Annotated in this window: 21 protein-coding genes, 1 other RNA gene and 2 pseudogenes; 15 read left to right on the plus strand and 9 right to left on the minus strand. The window is 42.2% G+C overall.

Features of this window, described 5'->3' with window-relative positions; translation table 11 throughout:
• Positions 1-146: 146 nt before the first annotated feature.
• The 7 genes from UH38_RS08520 (at position 147) to proB (ending at position 6,026) form a co-directional block, all read left to right on the plus strand.
• Positions 147-350, plus strand: a complete 204-nt coding sequence (locus UH38_RS08520) for a hypothetical protein (RefSeq protein WP_235355135.1) — start codon at positions 147-149, stop codon at positions 348-350.
• A gap of 207 nt (positions 351-557) precedes the next feature.
• Entirely contained in the window at positions 558-1,778 is a 1,221-nt protein-coding gene (locus UH38_RS08525; RefSeq protein WP_045054225.1) for a GNAT family N-acetyltransferase, read from the plus strand.
• Positions 1,779-1,840: 62 nt separating this feature from the next.
• Positions 1,841-2,296, plus strand: coding sequence for a Holliday junction resolvase RuvX (gene ruvX / locus UH38_RS08530; RefSeq protein WP_045054226.1), 456 nt, complete (start codon positions 1,841-1,843; stop codon positions 2,294-2,296).
• 124 nt (positions 2,297-2,420) lie between these two features.
• Positions 2,421-2,993 (plus strand): DUF3727 domain-containing protein, encoded by a 573-nt coding sequence (locus tag UH38_RS08535; RefSeq protein ID WP_045054227.1) that lies wholly within the window; start codon positions 2,421-2,423, stop codon positions 2,991-2,993.
• A gap of 38 nt (positions 2,994-3,031) precedes the next feature.
• Positions 3,032-4,093, plus strand: coding sequence for an endolytic transglycosylase MltG (gene mltG / locus UH38_RS08540; RefSeq protein WP_045054228.1), 1,062 nt, complete (start codon positions 3,032-3,034; stop codon positions 4,091-4,093).
• A 35-nt stretch (positions 4,094-4,128) separates the two neighbouring features.
• The gene (locus tag UH38_RS08545; RefSeq protein WP_045054229.1) at positions 4,129-4,665 is read left to right on the plus strand and encodes a YqeG family HAD IIIA-type phosphatase; all 537 of its coding nucleotides are present in this window, start codon (positions 4,129-4,131) and stop codon (positions 4,663-4,665) included.
• Between the two features lie 242 nt (positions 4,666-4,907).
• Positions 4,908-6,026 carry a glutamate 5-kinase gene (gene proB, locus UH38_RS08550; protein WP_045054230.1) on the plus strand — a complete coding sequence of 373 codons (1,119 nt, stop codon included), beginning with the start codon at positions 4,908-4,910 and terminating at the stop codon, positions 6,024-6,026.
• Between the two features lie 7 nt (positions 6,027-6,033).
• On the opposite strand, the gene UH38_RS08555 is transcribed toward proB, so the two are convergent.
• Positions 6,034-7,098, minus strand: coding sequence for a hypothetical protein (locus tag UH38_RS08555; protein WP_045054231.1), 1,065 nt, complete (start codon positions 7,096-7,098; stop codon positions 6,034-6,036).
• A 445-nt stretch (positions 7,099-7,543) separates the two neighbouring features.
• The gene (locus UH38_RS25305; protein ID WP_082065344.1) at positions 7,544-7,726 is read right to left on the minus strand and encodes a hypothetical protein; all 183 of its coding nucleotides are present in this window, start codon (positions 7,724-7,726) and stop codon (positions 7,544-7,546) included.
• A gap of 449 nt (positions 7,727-8,175) precedes the next feature.
• Between UH38_RS25305 and UH38_RS08565 the strand changes: the two genes are divergently transcribed.
• Together UH38_RS08565 and UH38_RS08570 are read left to right on the plus strand one after the other, a co-directional pair.
• Positions 8,176-8,748: a DUF981 family protein gene (locus UH38_RS08565; protein WP_072044901.1), complete on the plus strand. Its 573-nt coding sequence runs from the start codon at positions 8,176-8,178 to the stop codon at positions 8,746-8,748.
• A gap of 28 nt (positions 8,749-8,776) precedes the next feature.
• Positions 8,777-10,147 (plus strand): NAD(P)/FAD-dependent oxidoreductase, encoded by a 1,371-nt coding sequence (locus tag UH38_RS08570; RefSeq protein WP_045054234.1) that lies wholly within the window; start codon positions 8,777-8,779, stop codon positions 10,145-10,147.
• A 34-nt stretch (positions 10,148-10,181) separates the two neighbouring features.
• Here UH38_RS08570 and ssrA read toward each other — a convergent pair.
• The 3 genes from ssrA to UH38_RS08580 form a co-directional block, all read right to left on the minus strand.
• Positions 10,182-10,576, minus strand: a transfer-messenger RNA (tmRNA) gene (gene ssrA / locus UH38_RS25170).
• 52 nt (positions 10,577-10,628) lie between these two features.
• Positions 10,629-11,522, minus strand: coding sequence for a metal ABC transporter permease (locus tag UH38_RS08575; RefSeq protein WP_045054235.1), 894 nt, complete (start codon positions 11,520-11,522; stop codon positions 10,629-10,631).
• Positions 11,522-12,307: a metal ABC transporter ATP-binding protein gene (locus UH38_RS08580; protein ID WP_045054236.1), complete on the minus strand. Its 786-nt coding sequence runs from the start codon at positions 12,305-12,307 to the stop codon at positions 11,522-11,524. Before UH38_RS08580 ends, UH38_RS08575 begins: the two co-directional genes overlap by 1 nt.
• 94 nt (positions 12,308-12,401) lie before the next feature.
• Here UH38_RS08580 and UH38_RS08585 point away from each other — a divergent pair, with 94 nt between their 5' ends.
• Entirely contained in the window at positions 12,402-13,382 is a 981-nt protein-coding gene (locus UH38_RS08585; RefSeq protein WP_045054237.1) for a metal ABC transporter substrate-binding protein, read from the plus strand.
• A 47-nt stretch (positions 13,383-13,429) separates the two neighbouring features.
• Here the strand turns inward: UH38_RS08585 and UH38_RS08590 are convergent, their stop codons facing one another.
• A complete protein-coding gene (locus UH38_RS08590; RefSeq protein WP_200892361.1) occupies positions 13,430-14,758 on the minus strand; it encodes a GIY-YIG nuclease family protein in 1,329 nt (442 codons plus the stop codon).
• Between the two features lie 256 nt (positions 14,759-15,014).
• Between UH38_RS08590 and deoC the strand changes: the two genes are divergently transcribed.
• From deoC to UH38_RS08610, 5 genes and pseudogenes are all read left to right on the plus strand, one after another.
• Positions 15,015-15,701, plus strand: coding sequence for a deoxyribose-phosphate aldolase (gene deoC, locus UH38_RS08595; RefSeq protein WP_045054239.1), 687 nt, complete (start codon positions 15,015-15,017; stop codon positions 15,699-15,701).
• A gap of 42 nt (positions 15,702-15,743) precedes the next feature.
• Positions 15,744-16,322 (plus strand): annotated as a pseudogene (gene recO, locus UH38_RS28120) (DNA repair protein RecO); the annotation flags it as partial.
• A gap of 129 nt (positions 16,323-16,451) precedes the next feature.
• Positions 16,452-16,643: pseudogene (locus UH38_RS28125) on the plus strand (DNA repair protein RecO); the annotation flags it as partial.
• Positions 16,640-18,265: an MFS transporter gene (locus tag UH38_RS08605; RefSeq protein ID WP_045054241.1), complete on the plus strand. Its 1,626-nt coding sequence runs from the start codon at positions 16,640-16,642 to the stop codon at positions 18,263-18,265. The pseudogene UH38_RS28125 and the gene UH38_RS08605, both read left to right, overlap by 4 nt.
• Positions 18,266-18,348: 83 nt before the next feature.
• Complete coding sequence (locus UH38_RS08610) at positions 18,349-19,488, plus strand: glycosyltransferase family 4 protein (protein WP_045054242.1); 1,140 nt, start codon at positions 18,349-18,351, stop codon at positions 19,486-19,488.
• Between the two features lie 34 nt (positions 19,489-19,522).
• On the opposite strand, the gene UH38_RS08615 is transcribed toward UH38_RS08610, so the two are convergent.
• The 3 genes from UH38_RS08615 to gpmI all read right to left on the minus strand — a co-directional run bounded on the left by UH38_RS08615 (position 19,523) and on the right by gpmI (position 22,240).
• Positions 19,523-20,311, minus strand: coding sequence for a peptidase (locus UH38_RS08615; protein WP_144405650.1), 789 nt, complete (start codon positions 20,309-20,311; stop codon positions 19,523-19,525).
• A 2-nt stretch (positions 20,312-20,313) separates the two neighbouring features.
• The gene (gene secG / locus UH38_RS08620; RefSeq protein ID WP_045054243.1) at positions 20,314-20,547 is read right to left on the minus strand and encodes a preprotein translocase subunit SecG; all 234 of its coding nucleotides are present in this window, start codon (positions 20,545-20,547) and stop codon (positions 20,314-20,316) included.
• A 94-nt stretch (positions 20,548-20,641) separates the two neighbouring features.
• Positions 20,642-22,240: a 2,3-bisphosphoglycerate-independent phosphoglycerate mutase gene (gene gpmI, locus UH38_RS08625; RefSeq protein ID WP_045054244.1), complete on the minus strand. Its 1,599-nt coding sequence runs from the start codon at positions 22,238-22,240 to the stop codon at positions 20,642-20,644.
• Positions 22,241-22,281 lie beyond the last annotated feature (41 nt).

Here is a 22,281-nt window from a genome sequence, read left to right on the forward strand (position 1 = left end):
TGCTAGGCTTGAAGTTGGAATGCTTGGAGTCGCACGTAAAGCAAACGTTACGCTTGATTGCAATTTTGTCAAAATAGTAAATATCCCGTGATAACTTCGGATGTGGAGAATGCATCGCCGATCTAGATTACGTTAAGGAGAATACTGTGGCAATTCAATCGAAGGCTATACCAACAAATTTGGTTCGGGAAGATTTTAGTGAATACGTTGCTCATCTGCAATTACATATGACTTTACAAGCTCGCAATTTGGTTCCTACTCTCGGTCAAACTATTGTTGATAGCCGCGAACAGTTACTTCATCAAACTCAGGCTGATATTGAAAAAATAGTTTCTCGTCAAGTTATTTAGTTTTATTTCTTGCATAAATATCAGGGAACCTTGTAGGCTTAGGATGGTTGCTAGCTACAAGGTTTGCTTTTTTGCATCAGCTATAAATTTTCCGTGTTGAGAAATCAATCTTTAGATCGGCGGTAGTGACAAAGAAAGCCGTTAAAATAGTTAAACTAACGAATTTATACTTGTTTAATTCAGACTGGAATTGCGACCAGACGAATCATGACTTCAGTGCTTCCCCAGAATCTAAACGTTGTTATCCGTGCGGTTCAGCGCCGGGATATCGAAGGAATTGAACGTCTCTGCAATGAGTCGTTCGAGTCAGATAGCGCGATCGCTCACCCTGAAGTTCAAGGTCAACTACGTTTGCTGCGCCGTTGGTATGGACTTTTGAAGTTTTTGAATCTGTTCCCCAGTCCTTTACAATACCGTTTTTGCTTGTATGTAGCCGAACAAGCTCGGTGCGTTCAAGGTGCAATCCAAATTTCACCTTTCAATCGTACCCGCAGTACGTGGCGGGTGCAAAAAGTTTTAGCTACTGCTCAAGCTCGCGCTCATGGTGTTGGATCGGGGCTTCTGCGCTACTGTTTTGAGGCTGTTGGTGAGGCGCGTACTTGGCTATTAGAAGTTGATGTTAACGATAAAGAATCTTTGGCGCTCTATCGTCAAAATGGTTTTCAAACTCTGGCTCAACACACTTATTGGCAAATTGAACCAGATTTATTACAAGAATTGGCACTGCGCGAACCAGATTTGCCCAATCTTCTGCCTGTAAGTAATGCTGATGCTCAATTGCTATATCAATTAGATACGGCTGCTATGCCTCCTTTGGTGCGGCAAGTATTCGATCGCACTACAGAAGATTTTAAAACGAGTTTGCTAGGTGGTTTGGTTGATGCCCTCAAACAGTGGCTAAACAAAACTGAAGTTGTCAGCGGCTACGTGTTTGAACCCCAACGCAAAGCAGCAATTGGCTATTTTCAAGTGCGTATGGATCGTAAAGGTAAGCAACCGCACGTAGCAACTTTAACGGTTCATCCTGCTTATACTTGGCTGTACCCCGAACTGCTATCTCAACTAGCGCGGATTGCTCAAGACTTGCCGCCTCAGTCTTTGCAGCTAGCTTCAGCAGATTATCAACAAGAAAGAGAAGATTATTTAGAACAAATTGGCGCTAAACGGATGGAACATACTTTAATGATGTCGCGGTCGGTGTATCACAAGCTGCGCGAGACTAAGTTTGTTTCCCTAGAAGGGTTGCAATGGTCGGAAGTTCTGCAAGGTTTCCAACCCGCACGCAAGCCTGTAGCTGGAGGTATGTCTTGGCTAGGGCAACCAAAACAACAGTTGTCGCCGATTGAAGTAATGCCTGAAGGTACTAATTTAAGTGCTTTACCCGAACAAAATAACCCAGAGTTACCACCACAATTAGAACAAGAATAAAGGCACAAGCGATCGCCAAACTACTTAGTTGAGTAACTTAGCGATCGCTTGGCAGAAAAACTATGCAATCAAAAATCTCAGCGCTGGGATTAGATATCGGCAAAAAACGCATTGGCGTAGCTGGGTGCGATGGTACGGGCTTAATTGCTACAGGTTTAACTACGATTGTGCGGACATCTTTCGTTGCTGATGTTGCTAGCTTGCAAGCTATTATTCAAGAGCGCCAAGCGCAAATTCTAGTTATCGGTTTACCTTACACCATGAATGGCGAGTTGGGTTTTCAAGCCAAACAGGTGCAAAAAATTTCCCATAGACTTGCTCAAGCACTAAACTTGCCTTTGGAATATATAGACGAACGTTTAACCTCAATCGAAGCAGAACAGCTAATTGGCAAGCAGCAAAAGTCCCCTATTTACGATAAAGGAATAATCGATCGCCAAGCTGCTGCCTTAATTCTTCAACGCTGGCTAGATGCCCGTAGAGCAGCATTACAGGTGTTAGATGCACCCATAACGTGACAACTGCTTAACGATTGAACCGCATCCCGTGATATCCTGAAAGCTGACAAATAGCGCCCGATTTACCCTCAAGTTGATTGGGAGCTATGCGTTAGTAATACTTTGACAGTCCCTTATCTCGTCTATGTTTTCATCTCCATCCCCTGAAGAAAACGATCGCTCCTCAGCAGCTTCCATCACATTAACAGATGAATCTGGGCGATCGCTTCCCTGTTATATCGAGCGATCGCTTTTTGTAGGGGATCGAGAGTACGTGCTGCTACTTCCCGTCGACTCGGCGATTGAAATTTTTGCTTGGTATTCTGATGGCGAAGAGGAAGAAGCAGTTCCCATCGAAGACGAAGAGACGATTGACGAAATATTTTCTACAGCCGAAGCAGTGCTTGCCGAACAAAATTTAATCCTCAAACGTACTGCCTTTGCGCTCACAGTTGCAGGAGAATTGCCCTCAGTTGAAGAATCAGAATTATTTACTCTAGAAATTGAGGAGGAAGGTGCAGAGCTAGAACCAGAACAATTGCAACTATTAGCAACTTTCTACCATGAAGATCGAGAGTATGCAATTTATACACCCCTCGATCCATTGTTGTTCTTTGCGAAAATGAACGACTCCGGTCAACCTGAACTGCTTTCTCAGCAAGAATTTAGTAAAGTTCAACCACTGCTTGAAGAACAATTGTTTGATGAAATGGAATAGCACCAAAACAATAGTAGTTATACATAGCAGCTAGGACAATGACAGCAATGCAAAAAGCTTTCAAATGGTCAATCCTATTGCTTGTACCAGCGCTAGGACTGGGTACTTGGGCAAGTTGGAACTGGTGGAATAACGCGATCGCTCCCGCACAAGCGATCGTGCCATCAGCGACAAAAACAGTACCGCTGCATATTAAGTCAGGAACGGCAGCGCAACAAATTGGTCATCAGTTAGAAACGGCAGGGTTAATTCGTTCGAGTCAAGCTTGGAATATGTGGGCGCGATGGCTGCAGTGGCAAAACCCCCAAGGCGGATTTAAAGCTGGTAACTACCAACTGTCTCCCAATCAACCGATGCAGGATATTGCCCAAAAAATTTGGCAAGGCGAAGTTACTCAGCTATCTTATACCATTCCTGAAGGCTGGTCGCTCAGGCAAATGGCAGAATACTTTGAAAAACAAGGTTTCTTCTCAGCCCAAGACTTTCTGACTGAGGCAAGTCAAATTCCCCGCAGCGAATACCCCTGGTTGCCTGATAATTTGCCGCATTTAGAAGGCTTTTTGTATCCCGACACATACAAGCTAAATGGCGATAGCGTTACGCCCAAAGTCATCATCCAGCAAATGCTCAATCAATTTCAACAAGTAGCTTTGCCCGTTTACGAAGCACAAAAAAGTCAAACCGATCTTAACTTGTTAGAGTGGGTAACTTTGGGTAGTATTGTCGAAAAAGAAGCTGTCATTCCCCAAGAGCGATCGCGGATTGCTGGGGTATTTACGGCTAGACTGCGTAAAGGAATGCTCTTGCAAACAGATCCAACTGTCGAATACGCTCTCAATATTCGGCAAACAGTTGACCAACCTTTAACGTTTGCTCAAATAAAAGTCGCTTCGCCATACAATACCTATGTCAATCCAGGCTTACCGCCTACACCGATCGCTAGCCCAGGAATTGCTAGTCTAAAAGCAGCCCTTGCACCCGAAGATACTTCTTACCTCTACTTTGTTGCCCGTTACGATGGCACTCACGTATTTAGCCGTACTTTAAGCGAACATACTGCCGCCCAAGTAGCGATCCGCAAGCAACAGTCAGCCAACTAATTTTTTTCTTTCCCTACCAAAACTTAGAACCTGCTATGGCTTGGCACGAACTCTTACAGCCCGATTTAATTTTGCAAAGCTCAGTTTTAAGTTTGACACCAGACATTATCGAGCAATACAAGCTCAAAGGGCTGGTGTTGGATGTAGATGAGACGCTAGTACCTGTAAGAGTCAGCGAGGCTTCTTCGGCACTGCGAGAATGGGTAGAACAAACGCGGAATGTCACTAAGCTATGGCTAGTTAGTAATAACCTCAGCGATGCACGAATTGGTGGCATTGCTCGTTCTCTCGATTTACCGTACATCTTGGGCGCTGTTAAACCCTCAAGACGGAAGTTAAGGCAAGCAGTAACGGGGATGAATTTGCCTCTAAATGAAGTAGCAATGGTAGGCGATCGCTTATTTACTGACGTGCTAGCAGGCAATCGTCTAGGGATGTTTACTATTTTGGTCGAACCAATTGTTGATGCGGGTGAAGCTGTACGTTCTCACCCAGTCCGTAGTTTCGAGGTTTTGGTGTCTCAATTATTAGGTGCTTCAATTATCCCCAAGCAACAAAAGTTAAAGAAATAGGACATAACTTACAAAATATAAAGAAAATATTACGCGCCTTCATTCAAATTAGAGAATCTGTAATAATAGATACAGTTGAAATGGGGTCAGCCCAATAAAGACCCTAGCTATAAATACCGATCGATAACTTTGTAAAGCGTCAGCCTCAACTTATATAGAGGAACTGGCGCTTTACGTTTGGGTAGCAAGAAAGGCAGGGAAAGAAAGTTTTAAAATTTAGATCCGATACTCAAAAATATTTTATGCCGCAAACGATAGTTATCAAAATTGGTACTTCTAGCTTGACGCAACCGCAAACAGGTCAACTAGCCTTAGCAACGATCGCTACCTTAGTGGAAATCTTAAGCCAGTTGCGGCAACAAGGGCATCAAGTAATTTTGGTTTCTTCAGGCGCGGTAGGAGTAGGATGCGCCCGTTTGGGGCTAACAGAACGCCCAAAAGCGATCGCCCAAAAACAAGCAGTAGCCGCCGTAGGTCAAGGACGATTGATGCGGGTATATGACGATCTATTTAATACTCTGCAACAACCGATCGCTCAAGTCCTACTAACTCGCGGTGACTTAGTATCGCGCAGCCGTTATGTCAACGTCTACCATACATTTGCTGAACTGCTCAAACTAGGAGTAATTCCTGTAGTCAACGAAAACGATACGGTAGCAGTCGATGAATTAAAGTTTGGCGATAACGATACGCTCTCAGCGCTAGTTGCAAGTTTAGTAGAAGCAGATTATCTATTTTTATTAACCGATGTCGATCGCTTATATTCTGCCGATCCGCGTTCTTTTCCTGATGCCCAACCGATCGCTTTAGTCAAAAATATCGAGCAATTAACCCAAATGCAGGTAAAAACAAGCGATCGCGGTTCGCAATGGGGAACGGGTGGGATGACAACAAAAATTGCTGCAGCGCGGATTGCTACAGCAGCAGGCGTACGTACCGTAATTACTGAAGGCAGATTCCCCCACAATATCTGTAAAATCTTGCAGGGAGAACCTTTAGGGACTCAGTTTGAACCACAATCACAGCCAAATAGAGCGCGTAAGCGCTGGATTGCTTACGGTTTAATTCCTATGGGTAAACTTACCCTAGATAAAGGTGCAGTCACAGCAATTGCTCAGGAAGGTAAATCTTTACTAGCTGCGGGAGTTATGGCTATCAGCGGCGAGTTTGATAGTCAAGAAGCTGTAGAATTATGCGATATGCAAGGTAGAGCGATCGCTAGAGGCATTGTTAACTACAGCAGTGCCGAACTACAGAAGATTTTAGGGCGGCATTCTCGTGAAATCTCTACTATCTTGGGTTACGCGGCTGCCGAGACTGTCGTTCACCGCGACAATTTAGTTCTTAACTATCAAGACTGATTTTTGCCTACAACTGCGCTCCTGTATCTAGTTTGTTCGCACATTCGATTTTCACACTCCAACCTTTGAGGTGGGTATTGATATATGTAAGGAGTGCATAAATAAAAATAGCTATTCCCGACATCTCCATAAACTCCTCAATCGAAGTCAGCGCCGCGATAACAATATTTTGTTCGCCGCGACCGTCAGCGTAGATACCAGCAACCATTTCTAAACCCAATGCTCCTGTAACGTAAACAACACCAGCAATCAAAAATAAGCGTTTCGTTTTGGATGGGAGAGCAGCAAAAAATTTATAAAATGTTAATCCAAAGATAATTACTAATATGCCTGCAGGTATTACCCAAGCGTAGTGAAAAATTCCACTTGTGTTGAATCTAGCCTGCAGAGGGTCCATAAATTTTTCATGAATGCTCATAGCTTCATCAATGGACAGAAAAGCAAAGATAATTGCTAAACCTTTCCAGTACAAAACATAACCTTCGCCATTTATTTTTTTTATTTGCGCGATCGTTGCCAGCAACATAGCCGAAAATAGTAGCGCCGACCAAGAGTAAAGCGCTGGGAAATTTTGTTCTCCATTGATGTCAAATAGAGATGCTAGCAAATCCCGCAAAAGATAGTCTTGCAAATAATACTGAGTAAATTTAAAGAAAAAACTAACAGCAACTAGACAAAATATAACAACAAGTAGAAAACGAGTAATGCGGTGAGGATAAAGCAATAACTTTAGTTCGCGGCTACGCGACGGTAGCTGCTGTGCGCTATAACTTTCTACTTCTGCATCACTGCGTACAACTGATTTTAAGCGATCGCTTTGATACGCGCCAGAGTAAGACAATTGTTTTGCCTGAGTTTGCCTTTCTGGCAAAATTATTTTTTCTACTATATAGTCAATTGTTTGCTGTTCTACCCAGCCATGACTTGCCAGAATTTCTCCCAAACGTCGATCTTGAGATAGCTTTTGTTCTTCTAGAGCTATTTTCACTTGCTTTGGTGTAATAATTCCAGCTTCTACTAAGTAAATTCCTAGTGGCTTTTCTGTTCTTCTCTTCTCAGTTTCGCTAATCACTAACTTCTCCTTCTTTTCCCAGCGTTATTCGTTTAGCTACAGGAAATTTGCTCTCCATACTGTGGAGAAAATATTTATTTTTTGAAAGTTAAGTTAAGCTTAACCAATTCTTAATTGAGATTGTGTAAAGAATTGGTTAAGATTGAGGGTTATTCAATCAAAAGGGTAAGAAGTTATACAGTTTAGAAACAATAAAACACAAAAATTAGTCTGCGTGCAGACGTTAAATCTTGATTGCTCGCTAGATGGTATCTACCTTAGCTTGTAGCTTATGTATGTATAAAAACTGAATTTAGAGAGCGCCCTATGTAGTGACATTACAGTTAAGGCATAAAGCAAAATTCAAGCAACAGACTGTAATTTAGGAGATCGTCTAACAGTAGCAAAACGCCCAACTATTATTTAGTGAGGCGTTTTATTAGTTCAACATACAGTAAGTTATAGGTTACTCGGTTAAATTGCGATTGACTGAATTTGCCTCTTGAGCAAAACAACGTTCTAAAAGTTCAATTCTGTATAGATATTCAAACTGGCGTGGATTTAATATTAATTTAGTTTCGGCGCTAAATACAGGCTGTTGGAGAAATTGCCAAAGAGGAAAGTTAATGGGGCTATATGGTGAGGGCATAATGAAAATCTTATAGAATTGAGGCTGGGCAAGGAATTATTTCTCCCTTGCCTTGTTTACTTTTTAAAGATTGCCATAATCGCAGATTAAATTGCTTGGTGGGTATCACTGAATATTTTGAGAAGATTTTTCCTAAGTCTGTAATTATGCGGATGCAATAAGCGTAGAGATACGCTGTTAACAACTGAAAGCTTTAATCTTTAAGTTTTAGTTACAAATTTAATGTTCGCACTCTTACGATCGCCAATTGCCGCTCTTTGCTTATCTAAGTAAGGTAAAAAGCCAACCAATCGAGCATTGCTTTGTCTAGTTAAAGAGTAGGAATACTCAAAATTTGGGAAAAATGTATTATTACTATACGAAATAATATGTAAAGGGTAAGATTCTGCTGGCAAATAAAACAGGTAAAAATATCTCTATCAGTTACTCAAGAAACTAAGAGGTAAATCGTGTTTATTGATTACATCACATTGATGTTGATTAACATGGTAGCGGGGCTAGTTTTACTGGCTTACTATGTATATGCAGGTATTGACGATCCGCAGCAAAAAAAGTGGATACCTGGTTTTGGCATCACAGGAGCGATCGCCCTATCAACTGGTTTGCACATGATTTGGACTTGGCCAATTCGGGGTAGTTTCAATATCTCATTTGGCGAAACAACAGTAATGTTGGGGATGTTGTATATTGCAACTGCGATCGCCTTATCTCAAGGCTGGGATCTAATAACTATTGCTATTTACGCCTTCTTTGCGGGTTTAGCTGCGGTTGTAATTGGCGTACGCATTCTCAATCTCGGACAAACACAGCAGCCATTACTTTCGGGTATTGGCTTCATTTTGACAGGATTAGGAGGCGTTTTGGCTGCACCAACTTTGTACTTGAAAACAAACCGTACTTGGCGGCTAGTTGGCGCAGTCGTGCTGATTATAGCTGCTTTAATCTGGGCGCTGACAGGATATTTGGCTTATTGGAATCACTTAGACGGCTTCCAAAAGTGGGTTCCTTTGCCTATGCGCTAATGTTAAAGGCATAGATATTAGCAAGCTCATGGAGTCCTCTTTCCCAACTGTAATTTTAGGTGGCGGTTTTACTGGGCTATTTACTGCTTTGCACTTGAGCAAAGCTAATTATCCTTTAAGGATTATTTTGATTGACTCTCATGAGCGGTTTGTATTTAAACCTTTGCTGTACGAGTTTCTTAGTAGCGAAATGAATATCGATTTGGTATGTCCGCGCTATGAAGAATTACTACCCGATCGCAGCGGCGTGGTGTTCATTCAAGATACCGTACAAGCAATTGATTTGCATAACCAGCAAGTGCAACTTATCTCTGGATTGCGCTACACCTATCAAAATTTAGTTTTAGCTTTGGGTAGCACTACAGGTTATTTAGGAATTGCGGGTGCAAAAGACAACTGCTTGCCATTTCGCAGTGGAGAAGATGCGATCGCTTTAGGTAGGCATTTACGCGATTGTTTGCAGAGGGCGACTCAAGTAGCATCAACCGCGCAGCAAACTTTACTTACAGTAGCTATTTTAGGAGCAGGTCCTTCGGGAGTAGAATTAGCTGCAACTCTAGCCGATTTGTTGCCCAAATGGTACGCCCGATTAGAAGGTAATATTAGCCAGTTGCGGATTGTCCTCATTAATCGAGGTACAGAAATTCTCAAAGGAGATATTAACAATAGTCTGCGTCAAACTGCTGAAACATCGCTGCAACAACGTACTGTTGCTGTAGAACTACTAACAGAAGCAGAAATTACTGCTGTAGAGCCGCAACAAGTAAAATTTAAACGTGGCGATCGCACTGAATCATTACAAGCAGCGACAATCGTGTGGACGGCGGGTACTCAAACTCATCCCTTGATTCAATCTTTACCTATTAGCCATCGCGACAAACAAGGTAAATTGCAAGTTACGCCTACTTTGCAACTACCAAACTTTCCTGAAGTATTTGCTGGTGGAGATTGTGCGACAGCCGATTCCTTACCACCTACAGCCCAAGTTGCTTATCAACAAGGAGAAGCGATCGCCCGTAATTTGCAAGCATTAGTAACGGGCGATCGCCCTGTGGCTGCTAGGGTTAATATACGCGGAACTTTATTAAAGTTAGGATTGGGTGAAAGTGCGGCAAATTTGTTCGATATCGTCCAAATTAAAGGTAAAGTCGGTCATTCAATCCGCCAAGCTACTTATATGCAGTTGTTACCAACTCCAGTTCGCAACCTTAAAGCTACTAGCAATTGGCTAACTAATGAAATATTCCAAAGGCGGAGGTTGCAGCGCTTTGGGGGAATAGTTGCGAGCGCAGCTTTAATTGGTGGCGGTTTGTGGACGTGGCGAGTTACGCAACCGCAACAGTTCAAGCGAGTTTGGCATTCTACTGGTATCCCAAGTTTATTAGAACGCCAGGAGTAATAAAAAATCCACCTATAACTAGGTGGATTTTCATTTATGGAGCTTACGGGAATTGAACCCGTGTCCAGTCTGGGTATTGACTCCCCGTTCATTCACAGGCTTATCCTATCTAATCCTCAAGGAGGGAACCGTTCATTATCCCGAACGATGGGATGCACTGGTTTAGTCTTAGCTAGTCAGCCAACCAGAGAACGCTAACTAGAGCATCCGTTGAGGGTTGGTCTGTAGTCCTTAACGGAGTCAAACTACAGACGCTCACAAATTACGGTAGAAGTTTTTAACTTAGGCTACTGCAACTGCTTTACGAGCGAAAGGAACGATGTTGTTCGCATTTACTTTTTTTTGAGTCTTTGATTTGCGAGAGGAGACTCGCTCTCGACCTGTATCACAGAGTAGCTTTCGCCAACCTGTCGAAACCATTAAAGCCCCGTGCAGTATATCTCTATTATAATCTGCGATTGAGAAATTGACAAAAGCTGGCTTACTTTAAGCGCATAATTGTTTTCAATTCTCTCCACAGAGGTAGGCTAGCCGAACTAGACTGCGGATAAGTAAGAATGCCTTGGCTGGGACTAAATAACAATGCCAATGTAAAAAATCCCGATGCTACTAAAACGATAGCTGGACCAGAGGGTAAATTAAAGAAGTAACTGATATACATACCCCAAATACTAGCAACAACGCCAATTACAGCACCCAAAATCATCATTTGATTGAGTTGTTTGACTAGCAGATATGCCGTTGCGCCTGGGGTAATAAGTAAAGCTAAAACCAGAATTACGCCTACTGCCTTTAAACTTGCCACAATTGTCAGCGCAATCAGTACCATCAAGCCAAAATTGAGCAGATTTACAGGCAATCCCGCTGCTTGAGCGCCTAACGGATCGAAGGTATAGAATAATAGTTCTTTATACAGCAAAACTACAACAGCAATTACAAATGCCGAGATAATTGCCGTATTTCTGACTTCTAGAGCAGTTACGCCCAATATATTGCCAAATAAGAAGTGATTGAGGTCAATTTTATTGTCCTTTTGCACAATTGTAATTAAGGTTATGCCCAAAGCAAAGAAGGCAGAGAAAACTATTCCCATTGCTGCATCTTCTTTAATAGGCGATCGCGTGCGAATAATTGTAATTACGACAGTGCTAAGAACTCCGGCAATAAACGCACCAACAAATATATCAGCACCAACAATAAAAGCGATCGCAAGTCCAGGTAATACAGAATGACTAATCGCATCTCCCAACAACGCCAAGCGCTGTACCATCAGGTAACTACCAACAACAGCACAGATAATTCCTACCAAAACAGCGATCGCTAGCGATCGCTGCATAAAACTATATTGCAATGGTTCAATTATAGCCTCTAGCATCAAGCCGCTTCCCCATTGAAGAAAACTACTTGTCCTCTATAAGCGCGACTCATATTTTCTGGTTGCAATACTGATGCACGAGAACCACTAGCAATTAATTCGGTGTTTAATAGAATTAAGTCATCAAAATGAGTAATCGCTTCTCCTAAATCGTGGTTAACCACCAAAACAATTTTGCCAGCATCAGCTAGTTCGTGAAAAATATCAAAGATAACTGCTTCAGTCTTCTTGTCAATTCCCGCTAAAGGTTCGTCAAAGCAAAAGATTTCTGCTTCTTCAGCCAAAGCACGAGCAATAAATACGCGCTGTTGTTGTCCGCCTGATAACTGTCCAATCGAGCGATTTTTATATTCGCTCATGCCGACTCGTTCTAGCGCTGCGGCTGCAACTTGACGGCTGACATTGGAAAAGCGACGAAACCAACCAGCTTTTCTAACTCTTCCCATTAAGACAACATCAGACACCGTAGCGGGATAAGTCCAGTCTATTTGCGATCGCTGCGGTACGTAAGCAACTTGACTGAGTTGCTCGATTAGCGGTTTACCTTTATACAGCACAATACCGCTATTTACTGGAGTTAAGCCTAACATCGCCTTAACTAGCGTACTTTTTCCCGCACCGTTAGGACCAATAATACCTGTTAGCTTGCCTGGATGGGCAATAAAGTTGACATCCTCCAAAGCTTGCACGTTGCGGTAGTTGACTCCCAAATGGCTAACTGTGATTGCGGCACTAGAATTCATAGGATGAGTTTGTCTAGATTCATTGCTGGTAAATGTTTGCATAGTGTTTTAGCAGTTAATAAATAAAAATGAAAAGAATATGAAAACAGTATAGGCTAAAAAATGAAAAGAATATGAAAACTAATGTATCAAGCCGATGAAAGCGATCGCTCAGTCTGAGGGTAGAAAGTTCCCCAAGTGGCAAAAAGTTGTAGGAGTAATACTAGGACTATATTTGAGCGCTTGTAGTGCGTCGCAAAGTAGCAATAACAACAGCAAACCGAACGTAGTTACTACAAGTACGGTAATTAACGATTGGACGCAACGGGTAGGAGGCGATGAAATTGAGTTGACAGGAATCTTGCAACCAGGCGCAGATCCGCACGTTTACGAACCCGTACCCAAAGATAGTATTGCCTTTGAGAAAGCAGACTTAATTATTTACAACGGTTACAATTTAGAGCCAGGGTTAATTAAGATGATGAACGCAGCAGGTATCAACGCGCGTAAACTTGCTGTAGGAGAAGTTGTCAAGCCATTGCAGCTAGACAAAGAAGGGAAGACAGTACCCGATCCGCACGTCTGGGGAGATGTGGAAAATGCGATCGTAATGGTAAATGCAATTCGAGATGAATTAACAAAACTATCGCCAGCAGACAAAGCAGAATTTACGCAAAATGCGGCTGAATTTACCGCACAATTAAAGCAATTAGATAGTTGGACAAATCAACAAATTGCAACCATTCCCAAAGATAATCGGCGATTAGTTACAACACACGATGCCTTCCAATACTATGCTAAAGCATACGGGTTGCAGGTTTTTGGCACATTGATCGGCATTAGTACCGAAGAGCAACCCAGCGCTCAAACAGTAAGGAAATTATCTGATTCTATTAAACAGACTGGCGTACCAGCAATTTTTGCAGAAACTACCATCAACCCAGCCTTGATTAAAACTGTAGCGCAAGAATCTGGGGCAAAATTAGCGCCGCGCAGTCTTTACTCTGATTCTATCGGCGCACCAGGTAGCGACGGCGATTCGTACATCAAAATGATTGAGAGCAACACGCGCACGATTGTAGAAGCGTTGGGGGGAAGATATACACCTTTCCAACCTTCTACAGCAACCAAGAGTTAACTTACTGCACTCATTATTTAGAAATTTTATATATCTGAATAATTATTTTAGCTATTCTCTGTTTCTAGTAGTGGAAATAGTGAATTTTGTTTTAGCCAGAGGCACATTTTTATACACCGTGAATCCTCTGGTTTTGGTTTATACTCACCGCTCGCAATCTCTTGTAAAAGCTTACCAGCAAACATAGAGTTTGGATGTTTCATCAAGTCTTCAAACATTTCTAATGGTAGTAATATGCTTCTTACTTCTACATCATCTTCACTAAAGAATATAGTCTCAAGTCTAAATCTATAACCACACCATCTAATAGTAGGTAATCCTTCTACAAGTCGCTTCAAAACATCTACAACACAATCGCGTTCTATATTAGGATTTTTGTTTCCTTGTGTTATCCACCAGTAAACATTATGTCTAACAAAATATCTACCTTTATCATCAGTACAAATTTCTACTTCTACACCATCAACGTGCAAAAACTGACGATTCATTACTCTAACTTCACCTTCAGCCATCGGTTCTAACTCTTCCCAAGGTTCAATTTCAATAACACTTTTATTATTCCCATTACAAAGCTGGCTTTTACTAGCAAACTCCATAGGAATAGGATCTTCTTCTACTGCTTCTAATCCTGGATAATCTTCTTTAAAATTGGGTGCGCTTTTTATAATTGCTTCTATCTGCGACGCGCTAAGAGCTATAAACTCCACTCCTGCAACGGTTCTACGAGTTACGCCTTGCATTATGTTAACTAAGCCTTCAACTGGACTCAAATCTATTCTTATACCGTTATATTCAGTTTCCCAGTAACCAAATTTCCCTAAAGACTTAGGCTCTGTATTGTATTCTTTCCACTTCAATGAACTAGCTTTCTTATTAATGTTGCGTAATGCAGTACGGATACTACCTGATACTCCACGTCTACCATAAACTGGATACTCTAAATATATAGTAGGTGGTTTTTCTCCAGCTATAGGGTCAAATCCAAAAACCACAGTATTTAACTTTGCTAGTTGCTGGAGACTTTGTTGTAGCGCTGTTTCAACTGGAGTAATTTTTCTTACAGGTGTGACTACTTTTGACCAATTTAAAGGAGGCTTATATAACTTTATAAATTCATTTTCTAAATTGGACAGCGTATTAATATCGTTACTACAAGTTAACCAGCTAATGCTGAGAGGGTTCTTCCGATTGAACCTTTTAAGTTGAATGAACCTATGATGATCTCTCCATCGTGCTACTAAATTTCCTGCTCTGCCAATATAAATAATCTGACCTTTACTATCAGATACAAAATATATAGCCGCGCAATTAGGTAGATTGTTTTTGTCTAACAAATGTACCGATGGTAAATCGGCAATATTAATATCTGGTAACACGATGCATAGTGAACTATACTATTTTTTTAACTTATTTCTTCCTGACGATCGTAATTATGCCTTAGAGTACTTAATTATTTGTATAGATTTGAATAAATAAAGTAATGCTTCATTAAAGTTCCCAATAAGTAGCAAATTCAAGTTGCTTTGAACTGTTAATCTTCAACTTCAGTGCAACAACATTTCTAACGACGAGCGGTATATTAAGTTAAGTTTTTTGATAAAATTTAATAATATACGGGTGTAAGGAACGGCAATGGCAGCAGATTACGCAGATATTGATATTGCTCCTTTAATCGATCACACGCTACTCAATCCCTTAGCAACACCAGAACAAATAGACAAATTATGCCAAGAAGCAGATAGATATCAGTTTGCGGCGGTTTGCGTATATCCCATCTATGTGCGTCAAGCAGCCGAACTCCTCCAAAGGAAGAATCCAAAAGTATGTACTGTAATTGGTTTTCCTAGCGGCGCAAGTACATCTACAACTAAACTCTACGAAGCGCGAGAAGCAGTAGAAAACGGTGCAACAGAGTTAGATGTAGTAATTAACTTAAGCTGGGTGAAAGCTGGCAAAACAGACCAATTAAACCAAGAAATTGCTGAAATATGCGAAGAAACAGGACAAACTGTTAAAGCAATTTTGGAAACTACTCTGCTGACAGATGCCGAAAAACGCCTAGCTGCGGAAATATGTATGGATGCAGGTGCAGCATATCTGAAAACAAGTACAGGTTGGAATGGGGGTGCAACTGTGGCAGATGTAAAGTTGCTCAAAGAAGTAGCTAAAGAGCGTATAGGCATCAAAGCATCAGGCGGTATTCTTACAATTGAACAAGCTTTGGACTTAGTTGTGGCAGGTGCAACCAGATTAGGTACGTCTCGCGGTGTTGATTTGCTCCGCCAGCGCGATAACCTGGATATAGAAGCAAAAGGCTAGCAAAAATACATTAGTCAATTGCTCTGCACCCTACTCCTAGTTATGAGCCGAACTTATAAAGCTATTGGAATTAACCTTAAAAGTATGCCATTGGGCGAAAGCGATCGCCTAATAACTATATTGACGCGAGAATATGGCTTAATCAAAGCAGTAGCACCAGGAGCGCGCAAGCATAACTCTAGCTTAAGTGGTAGAAGTAGTTTGTTTGTAGTGAACGAACTATTAATAGCTCAAGGAAAGTCGCTCGATAAAATTACTCAAGCCGAAACTATCGAAACTTATCCTCGATTGAGCAAAGACTTGGGAAAACTTGCTGCTAGTCAATACATGGCAGAAATAGTAATATGTCAAGCTTTGAGCGAACAACCCCAAGAAGAATTATTTTGCTTACTTAGCGAACATCTTACTCGTTTGGAGCAGTTACCTAGTAACTCGGAGTACCTAGTTTTAGCAAATCTCAGCCATGCCATCTTTCACCTTTTAGCACTCGCTGGCATTGCGCCACAAGTTCAAGCCTGCCAGTTGAGTCAAAAACCAATTACTCCAGATTTTGACAATCCCAATTGGCAAGTAGGTTTTAGCATCCCCGCAGGTGGTACAGTCAGCTTATCAGCTTGGGAGAAGTCGCAAGCAAAAAATAAAGAAGTGGCAATGCAAAATGCGATCGCTGCTAAAAATGCTGTAGTAGCCGAAAGTACCAGCTACTATCAAATCCATCCGCGATCGCAACTCCAACTAACTACCCGCTTTAATGCTACAGAACTTGCTTTGCTGCAACAATTAGCAACAGCGGAAATTAGTCAAAAATCTGCTTCTAGTTGGCTAACAATCGAGCAAATTCTACGTCAATACGTTGAATACCATATCGATCGCCCGATCCGCTCTGCTGCTTTAATTGATAGTTACTTCGCCTTCCTGCCGCCTTCTGTCCCCCAACAATGATGCAACCATCCGATCTAGATACCACGATCGCTCCATCTCCTAGCTTGATTGGCAAACATAGCAGCTATGGAGGACAAGATTATTCTCAGTACCCATCTACTGTTAAACCTAGTCAGATGTCACCAAAGACAGCAGGCGAAAACTATCCAAAAATGCCCTCAAATAACGGTTCTTGCGATCGCGAACAAACAGAAACAGGAAAAATGCCCACAGTAGCAGAGCTAAATGAATTAACCAAAGACACAGAAATGGCTGCTGAACCAAATATAGAAGGTAGTCAATCATATATAGCTCCAGAAGAAACACAAGAAACTCAAGAACTTGGATTTCTCCCAGTTTTGAGAAATCGCAACTTTTTAGCAATGTGGAGCGGTCAAGTTTTTTCGCAGTTGGCAGATAAAGTTTATTTGGTATTGATGATTGCAATTATTTCCAGTCGCTTTCAAGCCAACGATCAAAGCATTAGCGGTTGGGTATCGGCAATTATGATGGCTTTTACCATCCCCGCCGTGTTATTTGGTTCGCTAGCTGGTGTATTTGTAGATCGCTGGTCGAAAAAAGCGGTACTTGTAGTTACAAATCTGCTACGCGGTGCATTAGTATTGGCTATTCCTGTATTACTGTGGATGACTCAAGATTGGCGTACGTTTGCTGGGTTGCCGATGGGATTTGGGATTTTACTATTACTTTCATTCTTAATTTCTACCCTGACACAGTTTTTTGCTCCAGCCGAACAAGCCGCAATTCCTTTGATAGTAGAACATCGTCATTTACTATCGGCTAACTCGCTATATACAACAACGATGATGGCTTTGGTAATCGTTGGGTTTGCAGTTGGAGAACCGCTGTTGGCGATCGCCGATACAATTACCAATCAACTAGGTGTAGGTGTCGGAATTGGTAAAGAATTGGTAGTAGGCGGTAGTTATGCGATCGCAGGCTTATTACTTGTATTGCTAAAAACCGGGGAAAAACCACAACCACTAGAACAAGAGCAAAACCACGTTTTTCAAGATTTACGCGACGGTTTGCGCTATTTAAATGAAAATCATCGCATTCGTACAGCTTTAATTCAATTAGTTATTCTATTTTCTATTTTTGCCGCCTTAGCTGTTCTAGCAGTGCGAATGGCAGAAGTAATTCCTGGTTTAAAATCTTCTCAATTTGGCTTTTTGCTAGCTGCAGGCGGTGTAGGAATCGCTGCGGGAGCTACTCTACTCGGACAATACGGACAGCGATTTGCACCAATTGCGTTAAGTTTGTATGGCTCAATAGGCATGGCTGCTTGCTTAATTAGCTTATCTGTGTTTACTCATCAGCTTTGGATTGTGCTAGTTTCAATTGCCCTTTTAGGCGTATTTGCAGCGTTAGTTGCTATTCCCATGCAAACTACAATCCAAAAAGAAACCCCGCCAGAAATGCGCGGAAAAGTGTTTGGATTGCAAAATAATGTCATAAATATTGCTTTGAGTTTGCCCTTAGCTTTAGCAGGAGTAGCCGAAACTTTTATTGGCTTGCAGGCAGTTTTTTTGAGTTTGGCAGCAATTGCGATCGCAGGTAGCCTCTTAACCTGGTATATTTGCCGTACAGAAACAGAAAATTTACTTGATTTAGAGCGATAAGTTGTACTAAATACTTGTAAATAACTGAAATTTGGCGATGTACTTGCGATCGTCAAAGTCTCTAGATTCAAAGTGCTTAAAGAATGCATATTGCCTGGCTTGGAAAAAAATCACCCTTTTGTGGCAATGTCACTTATGGGAGAGAAATTACTAATGCTCTGTTAGACCGAGGACATCAAGTAAGCTTTCTTCATTTTGCCCAAGAAGAAGCAAATCGAGATAGCGAGTCTGACTGTGCTGAAGTTCCCTTACCTTTCTTGTATAAATCTCAGGTTTATACTATTCCCTCGTTTAAAGCGACTAAAGTTTTAACAGAATCCTTGCGCCAGCTAAAGCCAGACTTAGTTCATGCTTCGCTAACTTTGTCGCCTTTAGATTTTCTCTTACCAGAAATCTGCGCCGAACTAAACTTACCTCTAGTTGCTACCTTCCATACACCCTTCGCGGGTAAGGGAGCAAAGTTAAAATCGGGAACGCAGCTTTTGGCTTACCAACTCTACGCGCCGTTTTTGGTTAACTACGATCGCACAATTGTTTTTTCCCAAGTGCAGCGAGAAGTTTTAGCTCGTTTAGGCGTACCAGCAAACAATGTTGCAGTAATTCCCAATGGCGTAGATGTCCTAAGATATTCTCCAGGTGCTTCGGCTCTCAAAGCTGAATTTAACGCTCGACGCTTATTTGTCTATCAAGGACGACTAGCTGCAGAAAAGAACGTAGAGGCACTTCTAAGAGCCTGGAAGCAGGCGGAGATGAAACCAGATAGCAAATTGCTGATTGTAGGAGACGGTCCTTTAACGGCTTCTCTAAAGCCCTTTTATGGCTCTGAGCATGGCATCATTTGGCTGGGGTTTGTCGCCGACGAACAGCGGCGGATTGAAATTCTTAGAGGGGCGGATGTGTTCATTTTGCCTTCGTTAGTAGAAGGTTTGTCATTGTCTTTATTAGAAGCAATGGCGTGTGGACTTGCTTGTTTGGCAACGGATGTAGGTGCTGATGGGGAAGTATTAGAAGAAGTAGGAGTATTACTAAATACGCGCCGAGTTGGCTCGCAGTTGCGGACGTTGCTGCCTTTATTTCAAGATCATCCTGAATTAGCGCCGATACTGGGCAAAAAAGCCCGACAGAGAGTATTGGAGCGCTACACTCTTAACTACAACATTACTTGCTTGGAGCAGTTGTACGGTCAAGTTTTGGAGCAACGGCGAGTAAGTGTAGGAATATAGAATAGTTTTGAGTTTTGAATTTTGAATTTTGAGTTTAGGGCTGAGAGTTGGCAGCAACTTGCCAGCCTAAGCGGGTTGGTTGTTGATATACTCGCTTGAGGGTATTTATATCTCTACTAGAAATTGGAACTATGTCGGAAACTTGGGAGAAATACAAAGCATCAGTAGCTTCTGGACTATGTCCCCAAATTCCTAGCGCATGACCGAGTTCGTGACGAGCCGCAGCTTGAATGTATCTGCTTGACTGACGGGGATTTAATAAAATAGTGCAGTAGTGAGACAAAATAGCTGCAGGTTTTGAGGAGTTGACATATAACTGGTAACGAGTTTGTGCCGATCGCGCCCGCAGAAAATTTGTCGTCTGCAATGGTGGAACTTTAGGCACAATTCTAATATCTGCCGTTTGAAAATTATCAACCACCTGCAAAGGTAAAAAATAATTCCACTCTTGGACTGCTCGGATTACAGGCTCAATCCACAATCGATCTGATTGGTTATATGGCTGTATATAAACTTTGATCGGAAACTGCGACCATACCAAATAACCTACTTCTGTCATTTTGACTTCAAAGAAGTAGTCGCCACTATTTTGCGGATCTTGCCACTGTGCCAAAGTAAACGGTAAAGGATGGCTTTGGCTAGCTGTCAAAATTGCTAGTTTTGCTTCTAACTTATGTTCTTGAGCCGTACTTAAAGGGACGCGAATCAAAATTACTAATAAACAAGTGCTAATTAAAAGTCCCAATACAACAAAACGCCGCCAAACTAGCGGCGATCGCTTTTTTGCTGTGCGATCGCACTTTTTAGAGGCACTGTGCTTCAAAGTTATCTAGGTAGCCAATTTGCACTTAGAACTACTGTCAAGCTCAAGAAGATTACCGTTAGCGTCCATGTAATGCGATTCAATGTTGTTTCTGCACTCTTAGTGCTGCTAAATAACTGGGCTTGTCCGCCAATTGCGCCAATGCCATCACCTTTAGGACTGTGTAACAACACTAAAATTGTCAAACCTACGGCAGAGATCGCCCAGATTGCTTCTACAACCTTATAAACTGTCATGAGCGCGAGTTCCTTAACCAAAAATTTTCGCAGATCCACTTATAATTGCAATCTGCTTTCCTTCAAATTTTAACCTAGTAGTTCAACTGTGCAACTACAAAGTAACTTGTACTGGAGTGCGATTTGCTTGCAATTGAAACTCCACTGGCTCAATTAAAGAGCGTCCAGTCATTTCGGCAGGTTGGGGTAATTGCAAAATTTCTAAAATTGTCGGTGCAATATCGCATAGCGCTCCATCACTTCTCAATCGTACTTCTGTGCCGTGTCCGGGTATTTTGGCTTTTTCCCCTTCAATTACGATTAGGGGTACTGGGTTAGTCGTATGAGCAGTCCAAGGATTGCCTTGTGTATCTCGCATATATTCAGCATTGCCATGATCGGCAGTGACGATCGCCGTTCCGCCAACTTGGCTGATACTTGCTAACAAGCGCCCCAAACACCGATCGACTGTTTCAATTGCTTGAACTGTCGCGGGTATCTGTCCGGTATGCCCGACCATATCTGGGTTAGCGTAGTTTATTACTACTAGCGAGTAGATGGCTTTTCTAATCGCCGCAGTTGCTACATCTGTAACTGCTTCTGCTGACATAGCGGGAGCGCGATCGTAAGTTGCTACCATTGGACTCATTACCAGTTCGCGATCTTCGCCTTCAAATGGTTCTTCTAAACCACCATTGAAGAAATATGTAACGTGGGCGTATTTTTCAGTTTCAGCAGTGCGAAACTGCTTCAAACCTTGTTGAGCGATAACTTCACCCAAAATGTTATTCAAGTTTTGCGGTTCAAAGGCAACTTTTACTGGTAAATCTGGCTCGTATTGCGTAAATGTAGCAAAAGCCAAAGGACTAATGTACTGGCGCTCGAAGCCGTCAAATTTTGGATTAACAAAAGCTTGAGTTAGCTGTCTGGCGCGGTCAGGACGGAAGTTAAAGAAGATAACGCCATCACCCGCTTCTACTGCTCCTGGTGCTACTCTAATTGGCTCGATAAATTCGTCGGTTACTTCTTTAGCGTAAGACGATCGCACTATTTCTACTGCAGAACGCCCATCGCCTTCGCCATCTTGCGTCATTACATCGTAGGCGCGTTTCACCCGATCCCAACGGCGATCGCGATCCATTGCGTAATAACGACCGCTAATGGTGACAATCCGCCCAATCCCTACAGAGTCAATATATTTTTGCACTTGAGCGATCGCTTCTACACCTTCTGTTGGCGTTGTATCGCGCCCATCAGTAATGGCATGAATGCATACTTCTGGAACTGCTTGCTTTTTGGCTAAGTCAAGCAATCCTAACAAATGGCTGATGTGGGAATGCACTCCACCTTCTGAAGTTAGCCCAATTAAATGCAATTTGCCTTGGCGAACGCGCACTTCTTGGCAAATTTGTATTAATGCTGGGTTCTGTAGTAGAGAAGCATCTTCAACTGCGTCCGATATCCGCACTAGTTCTTGCGGTACTACCCGCCCCGCACCGATGTTGAGATGTCCTACTTCTGAGTTACCCATTTGACCGTCAGGTAAGCCGACAGCTTTGCCAGAGGTTCTAATTAAGGTTCTAGGATAAGCAGCCCAGAGGCTCTTCATTACAGGACTTTTCGCCGCTGCGATCGCGTTGCCGTCTGCCTCTTCTCGGTAGCCCCACCCGTCTAAAATGACTAGCACCACGGGAGCGACAGGTGCTTGGGTCATAGTATTTTACCCTTATTTAATATTTTTTAACTCACCGCAAT

The organism is Aliterella atlantica CENA595 (assembly GCF_000952155.1).
GTDB classification, from domain to species: Bacteria; Cyanobacteriota; Cyanobacteriia; order Cyanobacteriales; family Chroococcidiopsidaceae; genus Aliterella; species Aliterella atlantica.

Excerpts from the sequence above, each read along its gene's own strand:
- mltG (WP_045054228.1), top strand. The coding sequence starts at position 3,032 with ATGACAGCAATGCAAAAAGCTTTCAAATGGTCAATCCTATTGCTTGTA.
- secG (WP_045054243.1), bottom strand. The coding sequence starts at position 20,547 with ATGACAGTTTATAAGGTTGTAGAAGCAATCTGGGCGATCTCTGCCGTA.
- UH38_RS08580 (WP_045054236.1), bottom strand. The coding sequence starts at position 12,307 with ATGCAAACATTTACCAGCAATGAATCTAGACAAACTCATCCTATGAAT.
- ruvX (WP_045054226.1), top strand. The coding sequence starts at position 1,841 with ATGCAATCAAAAATCTCAGCGCTGGGATTAGATATCGGCAAAAAACGC.
- UH38_RS08545 (WP_045054229.1), top strand. The coding sequence starts at position 4,129 with ATGGCTTGGCACGAACTCTTACAGCCCGATTTAATTTTGCAAAGCTCA.
- deoC (WP_045054239.1), top strand. The coding sequence starts at position 15,015 with ATGGCAGCAGATTACGCAGATATTGATATTGCTCCTTTAATCGATCAC.
- UH38_RS08535 (WP_045054227.1), top strand. The coding sequence starts at position 2,421 with ATGTTTTCATCTCCATCCCCTGAAGAAAACGATCGCTCCTCAGCAGCT.
- UH38_RS08610 (WP_045054242.1), top strand. The coding sequence starts at position 18,349 with ATGCATATTGCCTGGCTTGGAAAAAAATCACCCTTTTGTGGCAATGTC.
- UH38_RS08570 (WP_045054234.1), top strand. The coding sequence starts at position 8,777 with ATGGAGTCCTCTTTCCCAACTGTAATTTTAGGTGGCGGTTTTACTGGG.
- proB (WP_045054230.1), top strand. The coding sequence starts at position 4,908 with ATGCCGCAAACGATAGTTATCAAAATTGGTACTTCTAGCTTGACGCAA.
- UH38_RS25305 (WP_082065344.1), bottom strand. The coding sequence starts at position 7,726 with ATGCCCTCACCATATAGCCCCATTAACTTTCCTCTTTGGCAATTTCTC.
- gpmI (WP_045054244.1), bottom strand. The coding sequence starts at position 22,240 with ATGACCCAAGCACCTGTCGCTCCCGTGGTGCTAGTCATTTTAGACGGG.
- UH38_RS08575 (WP_045054235.1), bottom strand. The coding sequence starts at position 11,522 with ATGCTAGAGGCTATAATTGAACCATTGCAATATAGTTTTATGCAGCGA.
- UH38_RS08605 (WP_045054241.1), top strand. The coding sequence starts at position 16,640 with ATGATGCAACCATCCGATCTAGATACCACGATCGCTCCATCTCCTAGC.
- UH38_RS08585 (WP_045054237.1), top strand. The coding sequence starts at position 12,402 with ATGAAAGCGATCGCTCAGTCTGAGGGTAGAAAGTTCCCCAAGTGGCAA.
- UH38_RS08525 (WP_045054225.1), top strand. The coding sequence starts at position 558 with ATGACTTCAGTGCTTCCCCAGAATCTAAACGTTGTTATCCGTGCGGTT.